Genomic DNA, 18571 nt, shown 5'->3' with positions numbered 1-18571 from the left:
TTCCGAAAAGCAAAAAATTGTGAATACCTAAATGAAAAAAGAGACCAAAGTAATCGTTATTATCAGGATTATTATCATTATTCCTTCGGCACGACGGTTGACACTAACCGCCATTTTCATATCTTCCGTAGTCAGGAGGCGGTCATTACTTCCAATATAAGGCTTCCATACTTCCTCACCAAAATAATGATGCGGACCTCCGAAACGGCAATTCAGAATGCCGGCAAGAGCAGCTTCAGGATACCCGGAATTAGGGCTGGCGTGCTGATTACCATACATACCGACAAATCTTAATAGATTCCAGAATCCGCCACGTGGAAAAGCAAGTATCATAAGGAAAGCTGTCAGACGAGCAGGTATGTAATTGGCAACATCATCCAGACGGGCAGCAAAACAACCAAAGTCCCGGTAACGTTCGTTACGATACCCAATCATAGAATCGAGGGTATTCACCATCTTATAGGCAAGCATACCGGGGACACCCAACAGCATATACCAGAATAAAGGTGCGATCACTCCGTCACTCAGATTCTCTGCAAGAGTTTCAAGAGCAGCAGTACGTACTTCTTGGGCAGAAAGTTCCGAAGTATCACGGCCGACAATGCGAGCTACCTGCTTTCTTCCTTCTTCTAACGAACGGTCTACAGCTTCGAATACCATACGGACTTCACGAACAAGTGTGGTGCCCGCCAAACAGAAAAAGATGACAAGTATCTGCAACGTCAGAAATCCCCCCGGAGAAAATGATGCTACCCAACGAAACAAGCAGGAAGCAACAAAATAGATAGCAAGAACGAGAACGATAGCAGCAAGTGCACCTTTCAATTTTCGGTTCTGTCCTTTATTCAACAGATGTTCGGAAAATGAGATCATCTTTCCGAATGCGACGACGGGATGGGGCAACCAAACAGGATCACCCAACCAGCGATCGAGCAGCCAGGCGGTAAGCAAAGGCAGGCTAAGGGTAAAAACGGTACCCAGTATAAGAAGGATATCTTCCATCATATCTGTTATTAATAAGTTTCAAACCACTGTTCTATCGCCTGCACAAGGCGGTCATTCTCCTCCGGTGTCTGAGTAGCAATACGGAAAAAGCGTTCATCCAGACCTTCAAAGTTAGAAGCGTCCCGAATGAGAATACCATGTTCATTGGCAAGATAATCCTTCAATGCGGAAGCCTTACCAAAACGAAGGTGAACCAACATAAAATGAGTTTCCGTAGTCCATACCTCAAGACCACCAGTTTGTTCCAATGCATGGCATAAACGAGCCGCCTCCTGCAAATAAGCAGATATATTCAATGGATTAGGAACGTCATATTCAAGCAAATAAAGACCGGCTTCAATAGCCAGTTGATTTACCGACCAAGGCATACGGTGGGTACGCAAACGGCTAAGCAAACCTACATGAGCAGTTATATAGCCCAGACGCAAACCGGGAACTGCGTAACGTTTCGTCATAGAATGAAGCAACAAGACATTTGAATAATGGGCAGCTTCAACCGGTGAAAACAGAGGTTGCAGAGTAAAAAACTCATAAGACTGGTCAATTACAAAGCAAACTTGGGGATTATGTTCTATTAATTCTTTCAGATACGCTTTTTCTATTACTGCACCTGTAGGATTGTTAGGATTACAAAGCCAAAACATGCGGATGTCAGGTGGCAAGAGATAATTATCTTCAGCCGTAGGAAGTTTATACATAGATGTTACCCGATGCCCATGCATACGGCAAGCATCTGCATACTCACTGAATGTAGGCTGAAAAATAGCGGTATTAGTACCCCTAAATGTTTGCGCTATCAGGTAAATGGCTTCCGTGGCACCATTCGTTACACAAACGGAAGCGGGAGGAAGATGGTGTTTCTCTGCCAAACGGCCTTCCAATGTATAAGGCTCCGGTTCGGGATAAGAAGAAATTCCACTGATACGACGGCAAAGATGTTCCCGAAGGCCGGACAAATCCACACGGCCATATACATTGGAACTGAAATTAACCTCTATCGGGCGTTGATATTTATATAAATCGTCTCCGTGTCCTTCAATCATGAGTGGTCAGTATTTGGTAGATAAGCGGCAGATTGATGTGACGGCGCACATGATCGGCGAGTTTATCATATTGTTCTTCTTTAAATTGTTGATAATCAAAAGCTGTTCCGGCATCAGCGAGCTTATCTGCAAAAGGTTCGAGAAGGAAGTCTATAAACGCAGGGTTGTCAAGGATACCATGGATATAGGTTCCCATACAAGTACGGTTGACATAATAACCATCCGTACGACCGTCTTCCAAAAGATTCAGCGGGGAAACCGGAGCATCATGGGTAGGAATGGTAGTGCCCATGTGAATTTCATAACCTTTGAGAAATGAAGAATGAGGAATGAAGAATGAAGAATTGCCATTCGGCATGATAGTGCAGCCCAATTCTTCATTATTCATTCTTCGTTCTTCATTTAATTGAAACCGGACTTGTCGGGTAACTTTTTCTCCCGTCATATGGGTGCTGACGGGCAGAAGGCCGAGGCCGGGTAAACGTTCTATTTCTCCTTCTACATGATCGGGGTCGCAAACTTCCTGGCCCATCAGTTGATAGCCACCACAGATACCCATGACAGTGGCACCTTCATGGTGTGCCCGGATGATGGCTTGTGCTACACCGTTACGGCGCAATTCGTGCAAGTCGGCAAGTGTACTTTTACTGCCGGGCAGCAGAATGATATCAGCTTTAGCTATTTCATCGGTATTATTGGTATAAAAAAGATGAACACGCGGATCGCGTTCGAGAACATTAAAATCAGTGAAGTTACTGAGATGCCGCAGGAGAATGACAGCGATATTGACTTTACCTTGTTCCGCCTGTACAGATTTCGTGGCAAGAGCCAGAGAGTCTTCTTCTTCAATATAAATATCACGATAGTAAGGTACCACTCCTACCACGGGTATGCCACAAAGATCTTCAAGCATCTTGATTCCCGGTTCGAAAAGACGAATATCTCCACGGAATTTATTGATAAGGATACCTTTAATACGTTCCCTTTCATGGGGGCGAAGCAGCATCAAAGAGCCATAAACACTGGCAAAGACCCCGCCTCGGTCAATATCTCCGACAAGGATTACATCTGCCCCAGCATGCAAAGCCATAGGCAGATTCACCAAATCCGTATCCCGGAGATTTATTTCTGAAATGCTTCCGGCACCTTCCAATACAACGGGATTATAACGAGTGGCAAGACGGTCATAGGCAGAGCATACTTCACGACGTAATTCCTCGCGCCCTTCAACGCGAAAATACTCGTAAGCATCGCGGTTGCCTATGGGACGCCCGTTAAGCACTACTTGCGCTGTACAGTCGGAGGAGGGTTTCAATAATAACGGATTCATATCTGTATGGCAGGGTACACCTGCTGCCTCGGCTTGGACAGCCTGTGCACGGCCTATTTCTAATCCCTCGGGAGTAGCATAGGAATTAAGTGCCATATTTTGTGCTTTAAACGGTGCCGGGTGATAACCATCCTGACGGAAGATGCGGCAAAAAGCAGCGGCTATAATGCTTTTTCCTACATCACTACCGGTTCCGGCAAACATAATAGGGTGAAGTTTCTCCATAAGAATTATTTTAGCGGGAACAAAGATAGTGCAAAATTCCAAGTTAAGAGAATGAAGATACTCAGTATATCATTTCATTCATAACCGGAATGAAAGAAAATTTCAGTAAAACAACGGTGAAAGTGAACAATAGAAAAAGAAGAGTGTTTGAGATAAACTAACCTAAACCAACAACTTGACGTATGAAACAAATTTTATTTATCGTTCTGTTGGGAGTGAACCTATCTGTATCGGCACAAACGAACCTCTCCCTCAGCTACGACGACGCTTTACAAATGTTGCAGAAAGGCAATCAGAGCCTCAAGATCGCCGATAAAGGCATTGAAGCCGCCCGCACAGAACGGGACAAGCTCAATGCTCTGTGGTATCCCAGCCTGCAGGGAGCCGGTACCTACGTCCATATGTCCGAAAAGATAGAAGTAAAACAACCTCTATCCCAGTTCACCGATCCCGCAAAGGATTTTGTACATGACATCATCCCCGACGACCAGTTCATCAGTGGGATACTAGACCAAATAGGCGCCCATACCCTCGTCTTCCCCCTCGCCCCCCGCAACCTCACCACCGTGGGTCTGACAGCCGAATGGATCGTCTTCTCCGGTGGTAAACGTGTACGAGCCGGCAAAATTGGAAACCGGATGATTGACCTCGCCCGTGAAAACCGTGCTCAAACTGACGCAACCCAACGAACCCTGCTTGCCGAAAGTTATTATGGTCTCAGCCTTGCACGCGAAGTCGCAGCAGTACGTCAGGATACCTATAATGGTTTGAAGCAGCATTACGAAAATGCTCTCAAACTGGAGGCTGCCGGAATGATTGATAAAGCCGGACGCCTTTTTGCCCAAGTCAATATGGACGAAGCACAAAGAGCACTGGAAGCAGCACAGAAAGAAGTTACAGTGGTAGAAAGTGCCCTGTGCACCCTGCTCAATCTGGAAGACAGTTGCAAGATTGAGCCTACCTCCCCTCTGTTCATCAACTCCACGCTTCCGCTCAAAGAAGAATTCGTGCAAACCATGCGTGCCGGCAACCCCATGCTGAACCAGCTATCCATTCAGCAGAGTATTGCCAAGCAGCAGCTACGGATAGACCAAAGCGGTTATCTGCCGGATATTGCCTTGTTCGGTAAACAAACACTATATGCCCACGGCATACAAAGCAACCTTGTTCCGCGTACAATGGTCGGCATAGGCTTTACCTGGAACCTCTTCGACGGGCTGGCACGTGAAAAACGCATCCGCCAGTCACGAATTGCCGAGCAAACTCTTGCATTGGGTAAAGAGAAAGCACAGGATGATCTTTCTGTAGGTATAGATAAACTATACACCGGATTGCAAAAAGCCCAGGACAACGTACGTGCACTGAACTCGACCATTGCCCTGAGTGAAGAACTTGTACGTATCCGCAAGAAATCCTTTGCAGAAGGTATGGCGACCAGTACCGAGGTAGTGGATGCAGAAACCATGCTTGCTACCGTCAAAGTAGCCCGTCTGGCCGCTTATTACGAATACGATGTAACACTCATGAATCTACTGGCTCTCTGTGGCACACCGGAGCAATTTAAAAACTTTAATAATTGACAACTAACAATATGGAACTATCAAAAAAAAGCATCAGCACCGCATTTGTCATCATATTGGCAATCACCATACTTGTCTCTATCCTGGGAATGGTCCTTATGAGTCATCAGCCCCTTGTTCTTCAGGGACAAATAGAAACAACGGAAATCCGTATCAGTGGTAAATTACCGGGACGAGTGGATTCATTTCTTGTCCGTGAAGGAGACTGGGTAAAGGCAGGCGATACACTTGTCGTCATCAACAGTCCGACGATAGAAGCCAAATACCGGCAAGTAAATGCCCTTGAGCAAGTAGCCCAGGAACAGAACAAAAAAATCGATGCCGGTACACGCCGGCAGATCATCGCCACCGCCCAGCAACTCTGGAACAAAACCAAGAGTGACCTGACCCTGGCACAAACAACTTACGGGCGCATCCTGACACTTTATAAAGACAGTGTCGTCACCTCCCAACGGAAAGATGAAGTAGAGGCCATGTACCGTGCCGCACAAGCTGCTGAGCGCGCCGCTTACGAACAATACCAAATGGCCGTAGACGGAGCACAAAGCGAAGACCGCGCATCGGCACGCAGCATGGTAGATGCTGCACGCAGTACAGTAGCTGAGGTGTCCGCCCTCCTTGTCGATGCACGTCTGACAGCACCGGAGGCAGGACAGATTTCAACTATATTTCCCAAGCGTGGAGAGCTTGTTGCACCAGGCACACCTATCATGAACCTTGTCGTTATGAATGACGCTCATGTTGTACTCAATGTACGCGAAGACCTGATGCCACAATTCAAGATGGACAGTGTATTCCACGCAGATGTCCCTGCCATCGGTAAAAAGAACGTAGAGTTCCGTATTTATTACATCAGTCCGTTGGGTAGCTTCGCCACTTGGAAATCAACCAAACAGACGGGAAGCTATGATATGCAGACCTTTGAAATACATGCCCGCCCCACACAAACGGTAGAAGGATTACGTCCAGGAATGTCGGTGCTGCTTACTATTAATGATTAACCGATAATCTGTGTGAATGATGAAAAGTCCGTTATACAATGTACTCCACCGCGAACTTCGCCGTATGACCTCCCGCAGGTTATACCTCGGCGTATGCCTCGTACTGCCCCTATTCTGCTTATTCTTCATGGCAACCATTTTCGGTAGCGGACAAATGGAGAACATTCCTATTGGCATTGTCGATCAGGACAATACTGCCACATCCCGGCAAATCGCACGAAATATATCTGCCGTACCTACTTTCAGTGTCACACGGCATTTTACCGACGAAGCCGCCGCTCGGCAAGCCGTGCAACGCAAAGAAATATATGGTTACCTGTCTATTCCTACCGGCTTTGAACAGCATGCTACGACAGGAATGGATGCCACGCTTTCTTACTACTACCATTATGCTCTCCTCTCCGTAGGTAGCGAGTTGATGGCAGCTTTCGAAACCGCGCTGGCACCTGTCGCTCTCTCTCCCATTGCCATGGAAGCTATATCTTTAGGGCTCAACCAGGAACAGATAACCACATTCCTCCTACCTGTACAAGCCAGTATGCACCCACTCTATAATCCCGACCTGGATTATTCTGTTTATCTGAGCCAGCCATTTTTCTATGTCCTGTTCCAGATACTTATTCTGTTGATGACAGTATATGCCATTGGCAGCGAGATCAAGTTCAATACAGCACAGGAATGGCTGACCACAGCACGAGGGAATATTCTGACTGCCGTCATTGGTAAACTATTGCCTTATACATTCATCTTCTCAGTAATCGGTATATTGGCAAACTATATCCTTTATGGAGTAGTACACATTCCTTTCCACGGTAGCCTGCTGATGATGAACCTCATGACACTGATCTTTATCATCGCCACGCAAGCACTCGCAGTGTTTATATTTTCCATCTTCCCACGGATAGCATACATTATCAGTATCGTATCCATGATCGGTTCATTAGGTGCTACTCTTTCAGGTGTCACCTTCCCCGTAACAAGTATGTATCCTCCGGTACATGCAGCATCCTATCTGTTTCCCGTCCGGCACTTCACTGAAATCTCACAGTCGATGATCTATTTTGACTCAGGTTTCGGGTATTACTGGCAATCAGCAGCTATACTTTTGCTTTTTCCATTGCTGGCATTATTGATACTGCCGAGATTGAGGCACTGGATTTTGAAAGATACAGTAGAAGAAGATTCAGTTCCTATCCACAGTACGGCATATTCCACCTCAATAGCCACTATCATTTTCAGGGAGTGGCGTGCCATCAGCACCAATGCAGCAATCCTCCTGGTATTAATAGGCGGAATCTTTGCTTATGGTCTTCTCTATAACCTGATGTATGCTCCCAACCTTGTACGGAAAACCCCGGTTGCAGTTGTCGACAATTCTCATTCGGCTCTCAGCCGAGAATATATCCGGTTACTCAATGCCACTCCACAGGCCTCAGTCTACGCACTGACACCCAATTATCTTGAAGCCAAAGAGTGGCTGAAACAGAGCAAAGTAGACGGTATCCTATATCTTCCAGCCGATTTCGACACCCGTGTCGGCCGTGGGGAACAATCGGTCTTTAGTGTTTACGCCGCAACGGATGCTTTCCTGAATTTCAAGAATCTGCAAGAGGCTTCTTCCCGCGTGATGCTTGCCGTAAACGATGCACACCGTGCAGAGGGTGCCGTATTCTTGCCACCACAGGGATTACTGGCAGTAGCCTCATCCGCACCTGTCAATGTAGCAGGCACGGCCCTGTATAATTATACGGAAGGATATGGTTCATATCTTATTCCGGCAGTTATGATTATCATTATCTTTCAGACTTTATTGATGGTGATAGGAATGGTGACGGGAGAAGAGGCGGAACGAAAGCGTTTGCCTACCACCTCCCCCTACGGGTACTTACCCCCTCTTAACTCCCCCGTTAGTCGGGGGAGAACAACCTCCCGGGAGAACTCAGATAGTTCCGCCTGGCGCCAAGCATTATATAATGTTTCCGGAAGAACCTTCGTTTACGTTATGCTTTATTTCATCTTTGCCTTATTCCTGTTAGGCTTACTCCCCCATTTTTTCAGTATCCCTAATATTGGAAACGGCAGAGACATTATCACAATGATGATTCCCTTCCTGATAGGAACGAGTTTCTTCGGACTGGCTGCATCACGTTACTTCACGGACTCAGAAGCACCTCTACTGATGATCGCTTTCTTCTCCGTAGGCTATATCTTCCTATCCGGCGTCTCTTATCCGCTTGAACTGATGCCATGGTATTGGCAGGCAGCACACTACGTAGTCCCGGCAGCACCTGCCGTGCTTGCTTTCGTCAAACTGAATTCAATGGGAGGAGATATGGCGGATATCCGTCCGGAAATGATAACCCTGTGGGTACAAGTGGTAGTGTACTTCCTGTTGAGTGTATGGGTATTCAAAAATAAGTATAAATCATTGTCAACCCAATTTCTTTCCCGCAAAGAGTAGCATATATTCCCTAAAACTCTTACCTTAGCTGCCCAAACAAAAGTAAATTACTATGATTACCGAAGAACTAAAGAAATTATATTGTACGTATACCGGACACGAACCGGAAGCTATCGAAGAACTTCCTTCATCCGGCTCCAACCGCCGTTACTTCCGCCTTACGGGCACTCCTACCCTTATCGGTGTCAGCGGGACTTCCCTTGAAGAAAATCAGGCTTTCCTCTATATGGCAGACCATTTCCGCAAGAAAGGACTGCCCGTGCCACAAGTCGTAGCAAAGAGCGATAACGATGCATTTTATCTGCAGGAAGACCTAGGAGACACTCTCCTGTTCAATGCCATCGAGAAAGGACGCAAGACCAGTGTTTTTGATGAAGAAGAAAAGCAGCTTCTGCGCAAGACAATGCGCCTGTTGCCAGCCGTACAGTTCTCCGGCGCAGACGGAATGGATTTCTCATATTGCTACCCACAGTCGGAATTCAACAGCCGCAGTATCTTATGGGACTTGAATTACTTCAAATACTGTTTTCTGAAAGCTACCGGAATGGAGTTTCAGGAAGACCGCTTGGAAGATGATTTCCAGAAAATGGCAGACGTGTTGATGCGCAGTAGTTCGGCTACATTCATGTATCGTGATTTCCAGAGCCGCAACGTTATGATTAAAGAAGGTGAACCATGGCTCATTGACTTTCAGGGCGGACGCAAGGGCCCTGTCTATTATGATGTGGCTTCCTTCCTGTGGCAAGCCAAGGCGAATTATCCTGATAGCCTTCGCAAAGAGCTTTTAAAGGAATACTTGGACTCCCTGTGTAAATACCAGCCTGTGGACGAGAAATATTTCTATGCCCAATTACGTCATTTCGTATTGTTCCGTACCATGCAGGTGCTGGGTGCATACGGTTTCCGTGGCTATTTTGAGAAGAAACCCCACTTCATCCAAAGCGTTCCCTTCGCCATTGAAAACCTGCGGCAACTATTGCAAGAACCCTATCCCGAATATCCGTATCTCTGCCATGTATTGAAAGAACTTACTGAACTGAAACAATTTACTGACGACCTCCAAAAACGCCGTCTTGTAGTAAAGGTCACCAGTTTTGCATATAAAAAGGGTATCCCTGAAGATTCCAGTGGCAACGGTGGCGGCTTTGTATTCGACTGCCGTGCCGTAAACAACCCCGGTAAGTACGACCGTTACAAGCCCTTCACCGGACTGGATGAACCTGTTATCCGCTTCCTAGAAGACGATGGAGAAATAACTACGTTCCTTGAACATGTATACGGTTTGGTAGATGCCTCCGTGAAACGATATATGGAACGCGGATTCACGAACCTCTCCATTTGTTTCGGATGCACAGGCGGACAACACCGTTCGGTTTATTCGGCACAACACCTGGCAGAACATCTGAACCAAAAATTCGGAGTACAGGTAAATCTGATGCACAGGGAACAGAATATTGAACAGACCTTTAAAGCAAAAAACTAAAGAATAGTAGTCTATTTTTCCTCATTCCTACTATTCCATTCCCTGTCAAGTCCGTACCTGCTCCGTATCTATACGCTTGGACTTGGTACGGACTTGGTAGGGACTTGACACGGAGCAGGTAGGTAGAGGATAAGAATATGGGTCTAAACTTCCGATAATTCAAGAAATAAAAAAAATGAAAGCAATGATATTTGCCGCAGGCCTCGGCACCCGCCTGCGCCCACTGACAGACAATATGCCCAAGGCACTCGTCCCCGTAGCAGGCAAAACGATGCTGGAACGTGTCATCTTAAAACTGAAAGATGCCGGCTTCCATGATATCACCATAAACATCCACCATTTTGGAAATCAGATTATAGACTTCCTTCGTGCAAACCAGAACTTCGGGGTGGATATTCATATTAGTGACGAACGGGGTGAGTTGCTGGATACCGGTGGTGGTATCAAAAAAGCCCGTCCTCTGCTAGAGAGCAACGAGCCTTTTCTTATACACAACGCCGATATCCTGACGGACGTGGATCTCAACGCTTTCTACCACCACCATCTGGAAAGTAATGCAGATGCCACTCTGCTCACTAATCACCGGAAAACATCCCGCTATCTATTGATGGATCAAGATAATCGCCTTTGTGGTTGGACGAATCTTTCTACAGGCGAAGTACTCCCCAAAGAACTCAATTATCCCGGCGATCATTATCAGTTGCAAGCCTTTGGCTGCATCCATGTTCTTTCTCCCTCTATTTTCCGCTATATGGAAGGCGAACGCTGGACAGGAAAATTTTCCATTATTCCATTTTATGTGGATATCTGCCCGAAAGCATGCATTCAGGGATTTCCTATAGACAGCGAAAACTGGTTTGATGTGGGCAAACCAGAGACACTTGCAAAGGCAGAAGCCTATTATGCATCTTTATAAAACAGTTTTCATCTTCACCAACTGTCCTTGGGCATCAAATAAGTATTCGTAGTTGAAGGAACCGTAAATACGATACTTCCAACGGGCACTTTTCTCAAAACGGCGACTGTCATCCAGGATGGTCGCCTGATATTCGGTTTCCAATTCATGAATGAACTCTTTGAATTCCGGATCTTGATATCTATAAGTGGGAACAATAATACGTATATCAGGATATTGTTCTCGCAGATTTTTGATTTCTGCACGAACAGTACCTTTTTCATCGGGCTTCAGAAAAAAGAGTAAACACACGGGATGTCCCTGCCCTGCAATGTCTGAAAAGAGCAAACTGTCTTTCTCTGCATATTCCACCTGTTTGAAATCAACAAAACGATCTCCCGGCTTCAGGCTGCGGGTAGCATCCAGCATCCGTTTCAGTCCTATCAATACAGATGTACTGTCTCGCATTTGTAAAGGAGTTTTCTGGTACAATGTCTCCAGTTCATCCGGATAGATTGCTGCCCAACGATCAAACACCATCCATCCTATTGCGTTCCGGGCATTGTCGAATACAAATTGCCGCGTAGCTTCCAGCGGAAAAAGATCTTCATGCCAAAGTTTCCAAAGACGTACGTTTTGTGAATGGGGATTGGTACTTTTGTACGGTACAGGCATTGCCGGTGGGACTACATTTGTCAACGTCAGTTTCCCTCCCTCGGGATAAAAGAAATTCATACTGCCGGAATGCTCCATTCCATAGATATGCAACGTATCTTCTTTTCCGGAAAATGAAACTTCCCCGTTTCTGATAATAGCGAAATCCAAGGGATCTTTACCGTAATCACGGTCACCCGTCATACGGTCGGCGCCATATCGCCACAGATAAACCGTATCTCCTTCGTAAGCGTCCAATCCGGTGCATTGCACGGTAAAAGTCTGTTCTTGCGATTGACAACTGATGAGTCCCAGAAACAAAGAGTAAAATATCCATTGATTGATTTTCATAAAGCCCAAATAGATTAAAGAAACAAACACATTGCACAAAAGAACAATCTTTTCAGTAAAGATGCAAGCAAAAAAGACAATATATAAAAGCAATTGTTAATGAAATATCCATATATTTGTGACATAACATTAAAAAAACGGGCTATGAAACAACTGAGATTAGGACTATGGGCATATTTCTGCCTTTGTGCAGCCACCACCCTTATGGGACAAAGCAAGGTGAAAACAACTGCTGAAAAAGTAATGCTGTTCATTGACGGTGCCCAAGTGACGCGTACCAAACAAGTAGATATTCCGGCAGGAAATTCAACGCTCATCTTTACCGGATTATCCCCCTATATGGATGCACAAAGTATGCAGGTCAGCGCAAAGGGAAAACTCACCGTTACAGCAGTCAACCGACAATACAACTATATAGACAGCCTCGCCGTCAGCGAAAAACAACAAAGCCTGCAAAAGGAGCTTAAAAAAATAGAGAAGCAGCAGAAAGAACAGAATGCCGAGCTTGGACTTATCAATGCTGAATATGAAATGCTGAAAACAAATTGCTCCGTCAGCAATAAGAATACCGCTACTTCTCTGGCCACTATCAAAGAAGTGAATCAATATTACTCCGGGCAGTTGAAAACTCTGAAAACCAAAGAACTGGCTATCAATGAACAGATAGCTGAACTTGCCATCAAACAGGGACAACTGAACTCTGAACTGGCACAACTAAGCGGTAAATCTCTAACTCCTATGAGTGAAATTATGGTCAATGTAAATGCGCCAACAGCTTGCAAAGCTACATTCACTCTGAGCTATTATGTGAAAAATGCCGGTTGGTTCCCCTCTTATGATGTTCGTTCCGGTAGCCTGGCCGAGCCTATCTCCATCGTTTACAAAGCCAACATCTTTCAGAATACCAAGGAAGAGTGGAAGAACGTAGAATTATCCCTCTCATCCTCTAATCCTTCCACCGGAAGCGTAGCTCCCACTCTGTCTACTTACTGGTTGGATTATGGACTTGCAGCACCACGCTACAATTTGAATCTCAATGGAAATACCGTTTCAGGAGTCGTTCTTGATAATGAACGTACGCCCGTAATAGGTGCTACCGTTACCATCCCGGGAACTACAATAGGAACCATAACCGACGTAAACGGTAAGTATTCCATAACTATTCCCAATGGACAAAACAAACTTCAATTTTCATATATTGGCTATCAGACTCAGACCAAAGATATACAAGGAAGTATTATGAATGTTACCCTTCAGGAGGACACGCAAGCATTGGATGAAGTAGTGGTAGTAGGTTACGGCATTGAAAGGAAACCTCTTATGGCAAGTGCAGTCTCCGGTCTTAAGGTAAACCATAAAAAAGATATTCAATACGAAGAAGAGGCCAGCATGACCCTTGACGTTGAACAGAACCAAGCACAGATGGGCTACGAATTTGAAATCAAAGTCCCCTACACCATTCCTTCTGACAACAAACCTGTAGTTGCTGAAATCGGTCATTACGAATTACCCGCCTCCTATGCTTATCAGAGCACTCCGAAGATAGACAAAGATGCTTTCCTGATTGCCCAGGTAACCGACTGGGAAAAGCTGAACTTACTTGAAGGCGAAGCAAATGTTTACTTTGAGAATACTTTCATTGGCAAGTCCATTATGAATGTCACCCAACAGAACGACACACTATCCTTCTCTTTAGGTCGTGATAAACGTATCATGGTACAGCGTACGAAAGAGAACGAATATACCTCACGCAAGTTTATGGGTTCCAATCAGACGCAATCCATTGCATGGAAACTTTCTGTCCGCAATACGCGTCCAGAGCCTGTCACCCTTACGCTTTACGACCAACTGCCTGTATCACGCAACAATAACATTACCGTAACAGCAGAAGAAATCAGCGGCGGCAGTCTGGATGAAGCGAAAGGTATCATCACCTGGCAAATTACCTTAAAGCCCGGAGAACAACGTGATTTAGCTCTACGTTATAAAGTGAAGTATCCCAAAGGACGAAACTTAATAATAGAATAGATGATAGTGCACAATATATAATAAATATTAATACACATAATAATAATATAGCCTCATGCATCCTTTTCATTTTCTGATTGTTTATTCTAAAAAAAAAGAAGAAGTTATGAAAAAGATTATCTTATTACTGATGTTGGTTTTCATAGGTGCATCTACAACAATTTATGCACAGGAAAGTAAAAGTGAAAGTCGCCGTGCTGAACGTAAAGCACAACGTGATGCAATAAAAGCTCAGGAGAAAATAGAAGAAGAACGAGCATACGCTGATGCAGTACAAGCCATTAAGGAAAGAAAGTTTGTATTGGAAGCGGATCGTGTGACATTCAAAAGAGGCCGTAGTGCTTTTGTTACATCCAATACCAATTTTATCCTTTTAAATGGTGACCGGGCATCCGTACAGATTGCTTTCAACGGCGCTTTTGCAGGCCCTAATGGAATTGGAGGTGTTACAGTAGATGGTACTGTAGGTAAAGTGAAAGTCACCACTGATAAAAAAGGAAATGTAAGTTGCAGTTTCAGTGTGTCAGGGGTTGGTATTTCAGCACAAGTCTCCATCAGATTGACCAATGGGGGCAATAAAGCATCTGCTACAGTAAATCCCAACTATAATTCGAACAGGCTATCATTGGATGGAAAACTCATTCCACTGTCCGAATCGAATATATTCAAGGGACGGTCGTTCTAATTATTGTAACTGAACACTTGCGGCTGCGAAGGCCTGCGCTTATATAAGTGAACGCTTATACTAATATAAGCGCAGGCTTGTGCAGATATAAGCGCAGGCCTTCGCAGATATAAGTGTTTTTATAGAAGTTTATGCACCAAAGAACTTCATAGGTTGTTTTTCTTCAAGTACTGTAGTTTAAAGTTCGAGGCTTTTCATTATCTTTGTTCTCAATAATAATAATTGACAGCCTCCTTTTTACAGATGAAACATCCGCAAACAATCCTCATCACCGGTGCATCTTCCGGTTTCGGAAAAGTAATCGCCACGCAATTGGCCGCACAAGGTCACACCGTCTATGGCAGCAGCAGGAAAGCCGTTTCCGATAATCCGGATTTCAAGATGCTGCAACTGGATATTACTGATCCTGTATCGGTATCCAACGCCATATCTACCATCATTGAAGAACAAGGCAGCATCGATGTACTTGTCAATAACGCCGGGATGGGTATCAGCGGAGCTATTGAACTCACTACCGAGGAAGAGATACAACGCCAGATGAATACGAATTTCACGGGTGCCGTCCGTATGTGTGCAGCAGTACTGCCTTTCATGCGCGAAGCCGGACACGGACGAATCATAAATATCAGCTCCATCGCAGGCGTCCTTGCCGTTCCCTTTCAGGCTTTCTACAGTGCATCCAAGTTTGCGATTGAAGGGTATAGTGAAGCACTTTATCAGGAAGTAAAGCCGCTGGGCATCCAAGTTTGCGTAGTCGAACCGGGAGATTTCCAGACAGGTTTCACAGCGCAGCGGCAAGTGTGTCAGACTTCCCTATCCCATGCGCAATATGGGGAGAGTTTTGCAAAAGCCATGCGAAACGTAGAACAGTCTGAAAACAATGGCTGCCGACCGGAAAAGTTAGGCAAAGCAATCTGTAAACTGGTAAATAGCCGCCATCCTGCTTTCCGCACAAAGGTCGGTCCATGGGAACAAGTATTCTTTGCACGCATCAAACCTATGCTGCCGTTTTGTCTGGTAGATTGGCTGATCAGGAAATTCTATTAGTTAGCTCGTAGCTCAATAATATTCCCCCAGCAAGAATTGTATGTAATCATATAATTTATATCTTTGCGAGCAAATAAACATCACCCCCTTACAAGGTTCAAGTAATGAAACAGACTATTCTCACTATTTTCTTTACAATCATAGCATGGGGAGCGAATGCCCAATCCCCTATCTCCTTCCAGGTAAAAGCCGGAGTCGGTACCTCCAACTTCTATGGAGAAAATGTAGAAAGTGACACACGCATCGCCTACAAAGTAGGTGTCGGCATGAACTATGAACTTAACCGCACATGGGTATTTCAACCCTCACTGAACTTTGTATCGATAGGTGCCCGTGAAGAGGTGGAATATATAGGCAAGGTCAACATGAACGAGTTGTATATCCAACTCCCCATCATGATGTCCGCCCGCCTCAACCTTGGAAAGAATTACAGTGCTTCCCTGAGTGCCGGTCCGTATATTGCCTACGGCGTAGGCGGAAAGACATCCGGTGAGATGGAGGAATATGATTACAGTAGTGAATACAGGCCTGACAGAAGCTACAGATTCCGCATAGATACTTTCGGTAACCGGATAGATGACAAAATGGGGAACAAACGCTTCGACGCCGGTCTTATGTTCGGCCTCAATCTTGAATATCACAAATTCATATTCGGAGCAGAGCTTCAATTGGGAATGATCAAGGTAAACGACCAGCTGGATAATCTGTTGCAATCATCCGGCATTGAGAAATTCTCTCCCAAGAATCTCGCTTCGTTCTTCACCGTAGGATACCGGTTCTGATTTATAAAACCGTCTAAAAACTCATCAGATCATTCAATGCTTCGCTCATGCTGGGATGTGTAAATATATAATCACGCAAGAAAGTATATTCCTGTCCCGTTTTCATTACAATAGATACGATATTAATGATCTCACTTGTTTCCGGTCCGAACAGGGAACAACCCAAAATCTTATTTGTATCGGCATCCACTACTACCTTAAATAACCCGTCAGTCTCACCTAAAGTACGTGCCCGCGGAATGGCTGCTACGGGAAGTGTATTCACTTTTACGTTCAGTCCTTTCTTACGGGCTTCCGTCTCACTCAACCCCACACGTGCCAAAGGAGGATCCATAAATACCGAATAACTCACAGGCTCACGGTCGTCTGTACGCCGTTCTCCTGCACCGAATAAATCTTCACGGATAATACGGTAATCGTCCAATGAAATATAAGTGAATTGCAATCCGCCTTTTACGTCACCAATGGCACGGATGGCCGGATTAGTAGTACGCAGCCATTCATCTACAATAATAGCTCCCCGTTCATTCACTTTCACGCCGGCAACTTCCAGGTTCAGTCCCGAGGTATTCGGACGGCGCCCTGTCGCCAATAAAATAGCATCTCCTTCCAGGTGATGGATTTCATGAGTTACAGCATCCTCATAAATCACTGTTGCAGCGTCCACGGATTGTACCTTTGCATTGAGATAGAATACAATGCCTTTTTTCTCCAATACGGTCTGTACGTTGGCAGCAATATCCCTGTCTTCACGGCCAATCGGTTCGGGATACCCTTCAAGTACCGTCACCTTCGAACCGAAAGAGGCATACATGGAAGCAAATTCCAGGCCGATATAGCCTCCACCCACAATCACCAACCGTTCAGGAAGTTCTTCCAGTTCCATGATGGAAGTGCTGGTGTATACGCGGGGATTCTCTTTTATTCCATCAATAGGCGGTACGATGGTTTCCGCACCGGTATTTATAAAGATCTGAGAAGACTGCAATTCTATTACTTCCGTCTCCGTCCGCACTTCTACTACATCAGGACCGGCAAATGATCCGACACCTGTATACACCGTCACATTAGGATTATCAGCCAGATTATGATAGTTCTTGTTCCGCAGAAAAGAAGTAACCTCTTCCTTGCGACCAATGGCTTGACGGTAATATTCCTTCTTCTCTTCCCACGTAGCCTTTACCGGAGCTTCCTTAGCCAGATGTACCAACGTCTTTGTAGGAATACAGCCGATATTGATACACGTGCCTCCATACATACGATTGGAACGTTCTACTATGGCAACCGTCTTCTGACGTTTTGCAAATTCGGCGGCTAAGGTCTTCCCACCCTTGCCGAAACCAATAATAATGGCATCATACTTTTTCATATCTCTATTTTTTTAATTGTTCCAGTACGCTCTTCGCACTGTCTGCTAATATAACAATTGCGCCGGCCAAAATGGCTGTATCTTTTATAACTAATCTTCCTGCACCGGTCAATAAAGGGAAACCGGACTCGCCACTGCCCAGGTTAGGAACCCATACTTCGGGTGTGGTGACAAGGAAAGAAAGCGTTCCGAGAGTCATGATAATGGCAAGTCCCGCCCCTACCAAACCTACTTTCGGCCAAAAGATACCGAGGAATGTTAGGATACCGATACTCATGATAAGGATACCCAATCCGTGAGAAAAGCCATACGTATTATTCTCCTTGTGCCAATCATGCTTCACGGCATCAAATTCTCCTTCTTTCAGCTTATACTCTTTATAATCGGGAGCATCGTGTGTATAGAAGAAGCTCATAAAAGGGCTATTTGCCACAAAAGGTACGATGCCTTCCGCTTCATAATTCCAGAACTTCAACCCGCCGATCCAAACGAAAATAACCAGAATTGATATGCGAATAAGATTGATACCTAACTTCTGAGTAGATGCAGCCAGTGTCAGGGCTGCTACGAACATAGATTTTAATTTTGTTTTCATACGATTATTGCATTAATGAATTGTTTTGTTTTTCTGA

15 protein-coding genes are annotated in these 18571 nt (G+C 45.1%); 9 read left to right on the top strand and 6 right to left on the bottom strand.

Translation table 11 applies throughout. The features are described from left to right. Window positions 1–27: 27 nt before the first annotated feature. From cbiB to DW182_RS02765, 3 genes are read right to left on the bottom strand one after another with little or no spacing between them, the layout of a single operon-like run. Entirely contained in the window at window positions 28–1005 is a 978-nt protein-coding gene (cbiB, locus tag DW182_RS02775) for an adenosylcobinamide-phosphate synthase CbiB (protein ID WP_118294592.1), read from the bottom strand. Window positions 1006–1013: 8 nt separating this feature from the next. Further along, complete coding sequence (locus DW182_RS02770; RefSeq protein WP_118294591.1) at window positions 1014–2048, bottom strand: threonine-phosphate decarboxylase; 1035 nt, start codon at window positions 2046–2048, stop codon at window positions 1014–1016. Beyond that, a complete protein-coding gene (locus tag DW182_RS02765; RefSeq protein WP_118294590.1) occupies window positions 2041–3603 on the bottom strand; it encodes a cobyric acid synthase in 1563 nt (520 codons plus the stop codon). Before DW182_RS02765 ends, DW182_RS02770 begins: the two co-directional genes overlap by 8 nt. A 182-nt stretch (window positions 3604–3785) precedes the next feature. Between DW182_RS02765 and DW182_RS02760 the strand changes: the two genes are divergently transcribed. The 5 genes from DW182_RS02760 to DW182_RS02740 all read left to right on the top strand — a co-directional run bounded on the left by DW182_RS02760 (window position 3786) and on the right by DW182_RS02740 (window position 11044). Continuing rightward, window positions 3786–5183, top strand: a complete 1398-nt coding sequence (locus DW182_RS02760) for a TolC family protein (RefSeq protein ID WP_118294589.1) — start codon at window positions 3786–3788, stop codon at window positions 5181–5183. 11 nt (window positions 5184–5194) lie between these two features. Continuing rightward, complete coding sequence (locus DW182_RS02755; protein WP_118294801.1) at window positions 5195–6184, top strand: HlyD family secretion protein; 990 nt, start codon at window positions 5195–5197, stop codon at window positions 6182–6184. A 19-nt stretch (window positions 6185–6203) separates the two neighbouring features. After that, complete coding sequence (locus DW182_RS02750; RefSeq protein WP_118294800.1) at window positions 6204–8645, top strand: ABC transporter permease; 2442 nt, start codon at window positions 6204–6206, stop codon at window positions 8643–8645. A gap of 52 nt (window positions 8646–8697) precedes the next feature. Then, window positions 8698–10128: an RNase adapter RapZ gene (locus tag DW182_RS02745; protein ID WP_118294588.1), complete on the top strand. Its 1431-nt coding sequence runs from the start codon at window positions 8698–8700 to the stop codon at window positions 10126–10128. A gap of 175 nt (window positions 10129–10303) precedes the next feature. Beyond that, a complete protein-coding gene (locus DW182_RS02740; RefSeq protein WP_118294587.1) occupies window positions 10304–11044 on the top strand; it encodes a nucleotidyltransferase family protein in 741 nt (246 codons plus the stop codon). On the opposite strand, the gene DW182_RS02735 is transcribed toward DW182_RS02740, so the two are convergent. After that, window positions 11039–12028 carry a DUF4369 domain-containing protein gene (locus DW182_RS02735; RefSeq protein ID WP_118294799.1) on the bottom strand — a complete coding sequence of 330 codons (990 nt, stop codon included), beginning with the start codon at window positions 12026–12028 and terminating at the stop codon, window positions 11039–11041. The genes DW182_RS02740 and DW182_RS02735 overlap by 6 nt on opposite strands. A gap of 144 nt (window positions 12029–12172) precedes the next feature. Here DW182_RS02735 and DW182_RS02730 point away from each other — a divergent pair, with 144 nt between their 5' ends. The 4 genes from DW182_RS02730 (at window position 12173) to DW182_RS02715 (ending at window position 16570) form a co-directional block, all read left to right on the top strand. Beyond that, window positions 12173–14056 carry a mucoidy inhibitor MuiA family protein gene (locus DW182_RS02730; RefSeq protein WP_370449792.1) on the top strand — a complete coding sequence of 628 codons (1884 nt, stop codon included), beginning with the start codon at window positions 12173–12175 and terminating at the stop codon, window positions 14054–14056. 106 nt (window positions 14057–14162) lie between these two features. Beyond that, a complete protein-coding gene (locus DW182_RS02725) occupies window positions 14163–14741 on the top strand; it encodes a DUF4251 domain-containing protein (RefSeq protein ID WP_118294797.1) in 579 nt (192 codons plus the stop codon). Between the two features lie 243 nt (window positions 14742–14984). Beyond that, entirely contained in the window at window positions 14985–15788 is an 804-nt protein-coding gene (locus tag DW182_RS02720) for an SDR family oxidoreductase (protein WP_118294586.1), read from the top strand. A gap of 104 nt (window positions 15789–15892) precedes the next feature. Next, a complete protein-coding gene (locus DW182_RS02715; RefSeq protein ID WP_118294585.1) occupies window positions 15893–16570 on the top strand; it encodes a porin family protein in 678 nt (225 codons plus the stop codon). A gap of 13 nt (window positions 16571–16583) precedes the next feature. On the opposite strand, the gene DW182_RS02710 is transcribed toward DW182_RS02715, so the two are convergent. After that, window positions 16584–17939, bottom strand: a complete 1356-nt coding sequence (locus DW182_RS02710; RefSeq protein ID WP_118294584.1) for an FAD-dependent oxidoreductase — start codon at window positions 17937–17939, stop codon at window positions 16584–16586. Window positions 17940–17943: 4 nt separating this feature from the next. Next, window positions 17944–18534, bottom strand: a complete 591-nt coding sequence (locus DW182_RS02705) for a DUF417 family protein (protein WP_118294583.1) — start codon at window positions 18532–18534, stop codon at window positions 17944–17946. Window positions 18535–18571: the final 37 nt, after the last annotated feature.

Source organism: Bacteroides sp. AM16-24 (assembly GCF_003471885.1).
Classification (GTDB): Bacteria; Bacteroidota; Bacteroidia; order Bacteroidales; family Bacteroidaceae; genus Bacteroides.
Note: the sequence above shows the minus strand (reverse complement) of the source record. Positions and strands in the feature narration are given on the sequence as shown.

Coding starts and splice junctions, on each gene's coding strand:
- DW182_RS02750 (WP_118294800.1), top strand. CDS start 6,204: ATGAAAAGTCCGTTATACAATGTACTCCACCGCGAACTTCGCCGTATG.
- DW182_RS02710 (WP_118294584.1), bottom strand. CDS start 17,939: ATGAAAAAGTATGATGCCATTATTATTGGTTTCGGCAAGGGTGGGAAG.
- DW182_RS02705 (WP_118294583.1), bottom strand. CDS start 18,534: ATGAAAACAAAATTAAAATCTATGTTCGTAGCAGCCCTGACACTGGCT.
- DW182_RS02770 (WP_118294591.1), bottom strand. CDS start 2,048: ATGATTGAAGGACACGGAGACGATTTATATAAATATCAACGCCCGATA.
- DW182_RS02735 (WP_118294799.1), bottom strand. CDS start 12,028: ATGAAAATCAATCAATGGATATTTTACTCTTTGTTTCTGGGACTCATC.
- DW182_RS02765 (WP_118294590.1), bottom strand. CDS start 3,603: ATGGAGAAACTTCACCCTATTATGTTTGCCGGAACCGGTAGTGATGTA.
- DW182_RS02725 (WP_118294797.1), top strand. CDS start 14,163: ATGAAAAAGATTATCTTATTACTGATGTTGGTTTTCATAGGTGCATCT.
- DW182_RS02720 (WP_118294586.1), top strand. CDS start 14,985: ATGAAACATCCGCAAACAATCCTCATCACCGGTGCATCTTCCGGTTTC.
- DW182_RS02730 (WP_370449792.1), top strand. CDS start 12,173: ATGAAACAACTGAGATTAGGACTATGGGCATATTTCTGCCTTTGTGCA.
- cbiB (WP_118294592.1), bottom strand. CDS start 1,005: ATGATGGAAGATATCCTTCTTATACTGGGTACCGTTTTTACCCTTAGC.
- DW182_RS02755 (WP_118294801.1), top strand. CDS start 5,195: ATGGAACTATCAAAAAAAAGCATCAGCACCGCATTTGTCATCATATTG.
- DW182_RS02745 (WP_118294588.1), top strand. CDS start 8,698: ATGATTACCGAAGAACTAAAGAAATTATATTGTACGTATACCGGACAC.
- DW182_RS02715 (WP_118294585.1), top strand. CDS start 15,893: ATGAAACAGACTATTCTCACTATTTTCTTTACAATCATAGCATGGGGA.
- DW182_RS02740 (WP_118294587.1), top strand. CDS start 10,304: ATGAAAGCAATGATATTTGCCGCAGGCCTCGGCACCCGCCTGCGCCCA.
- DW182_RS02760 (WP_118294589.1), top strand. CDS start 3,786: ATGAAACAAATTTTATTTATCGTTCTGTTGGGAGTGAACCTATCTGTA.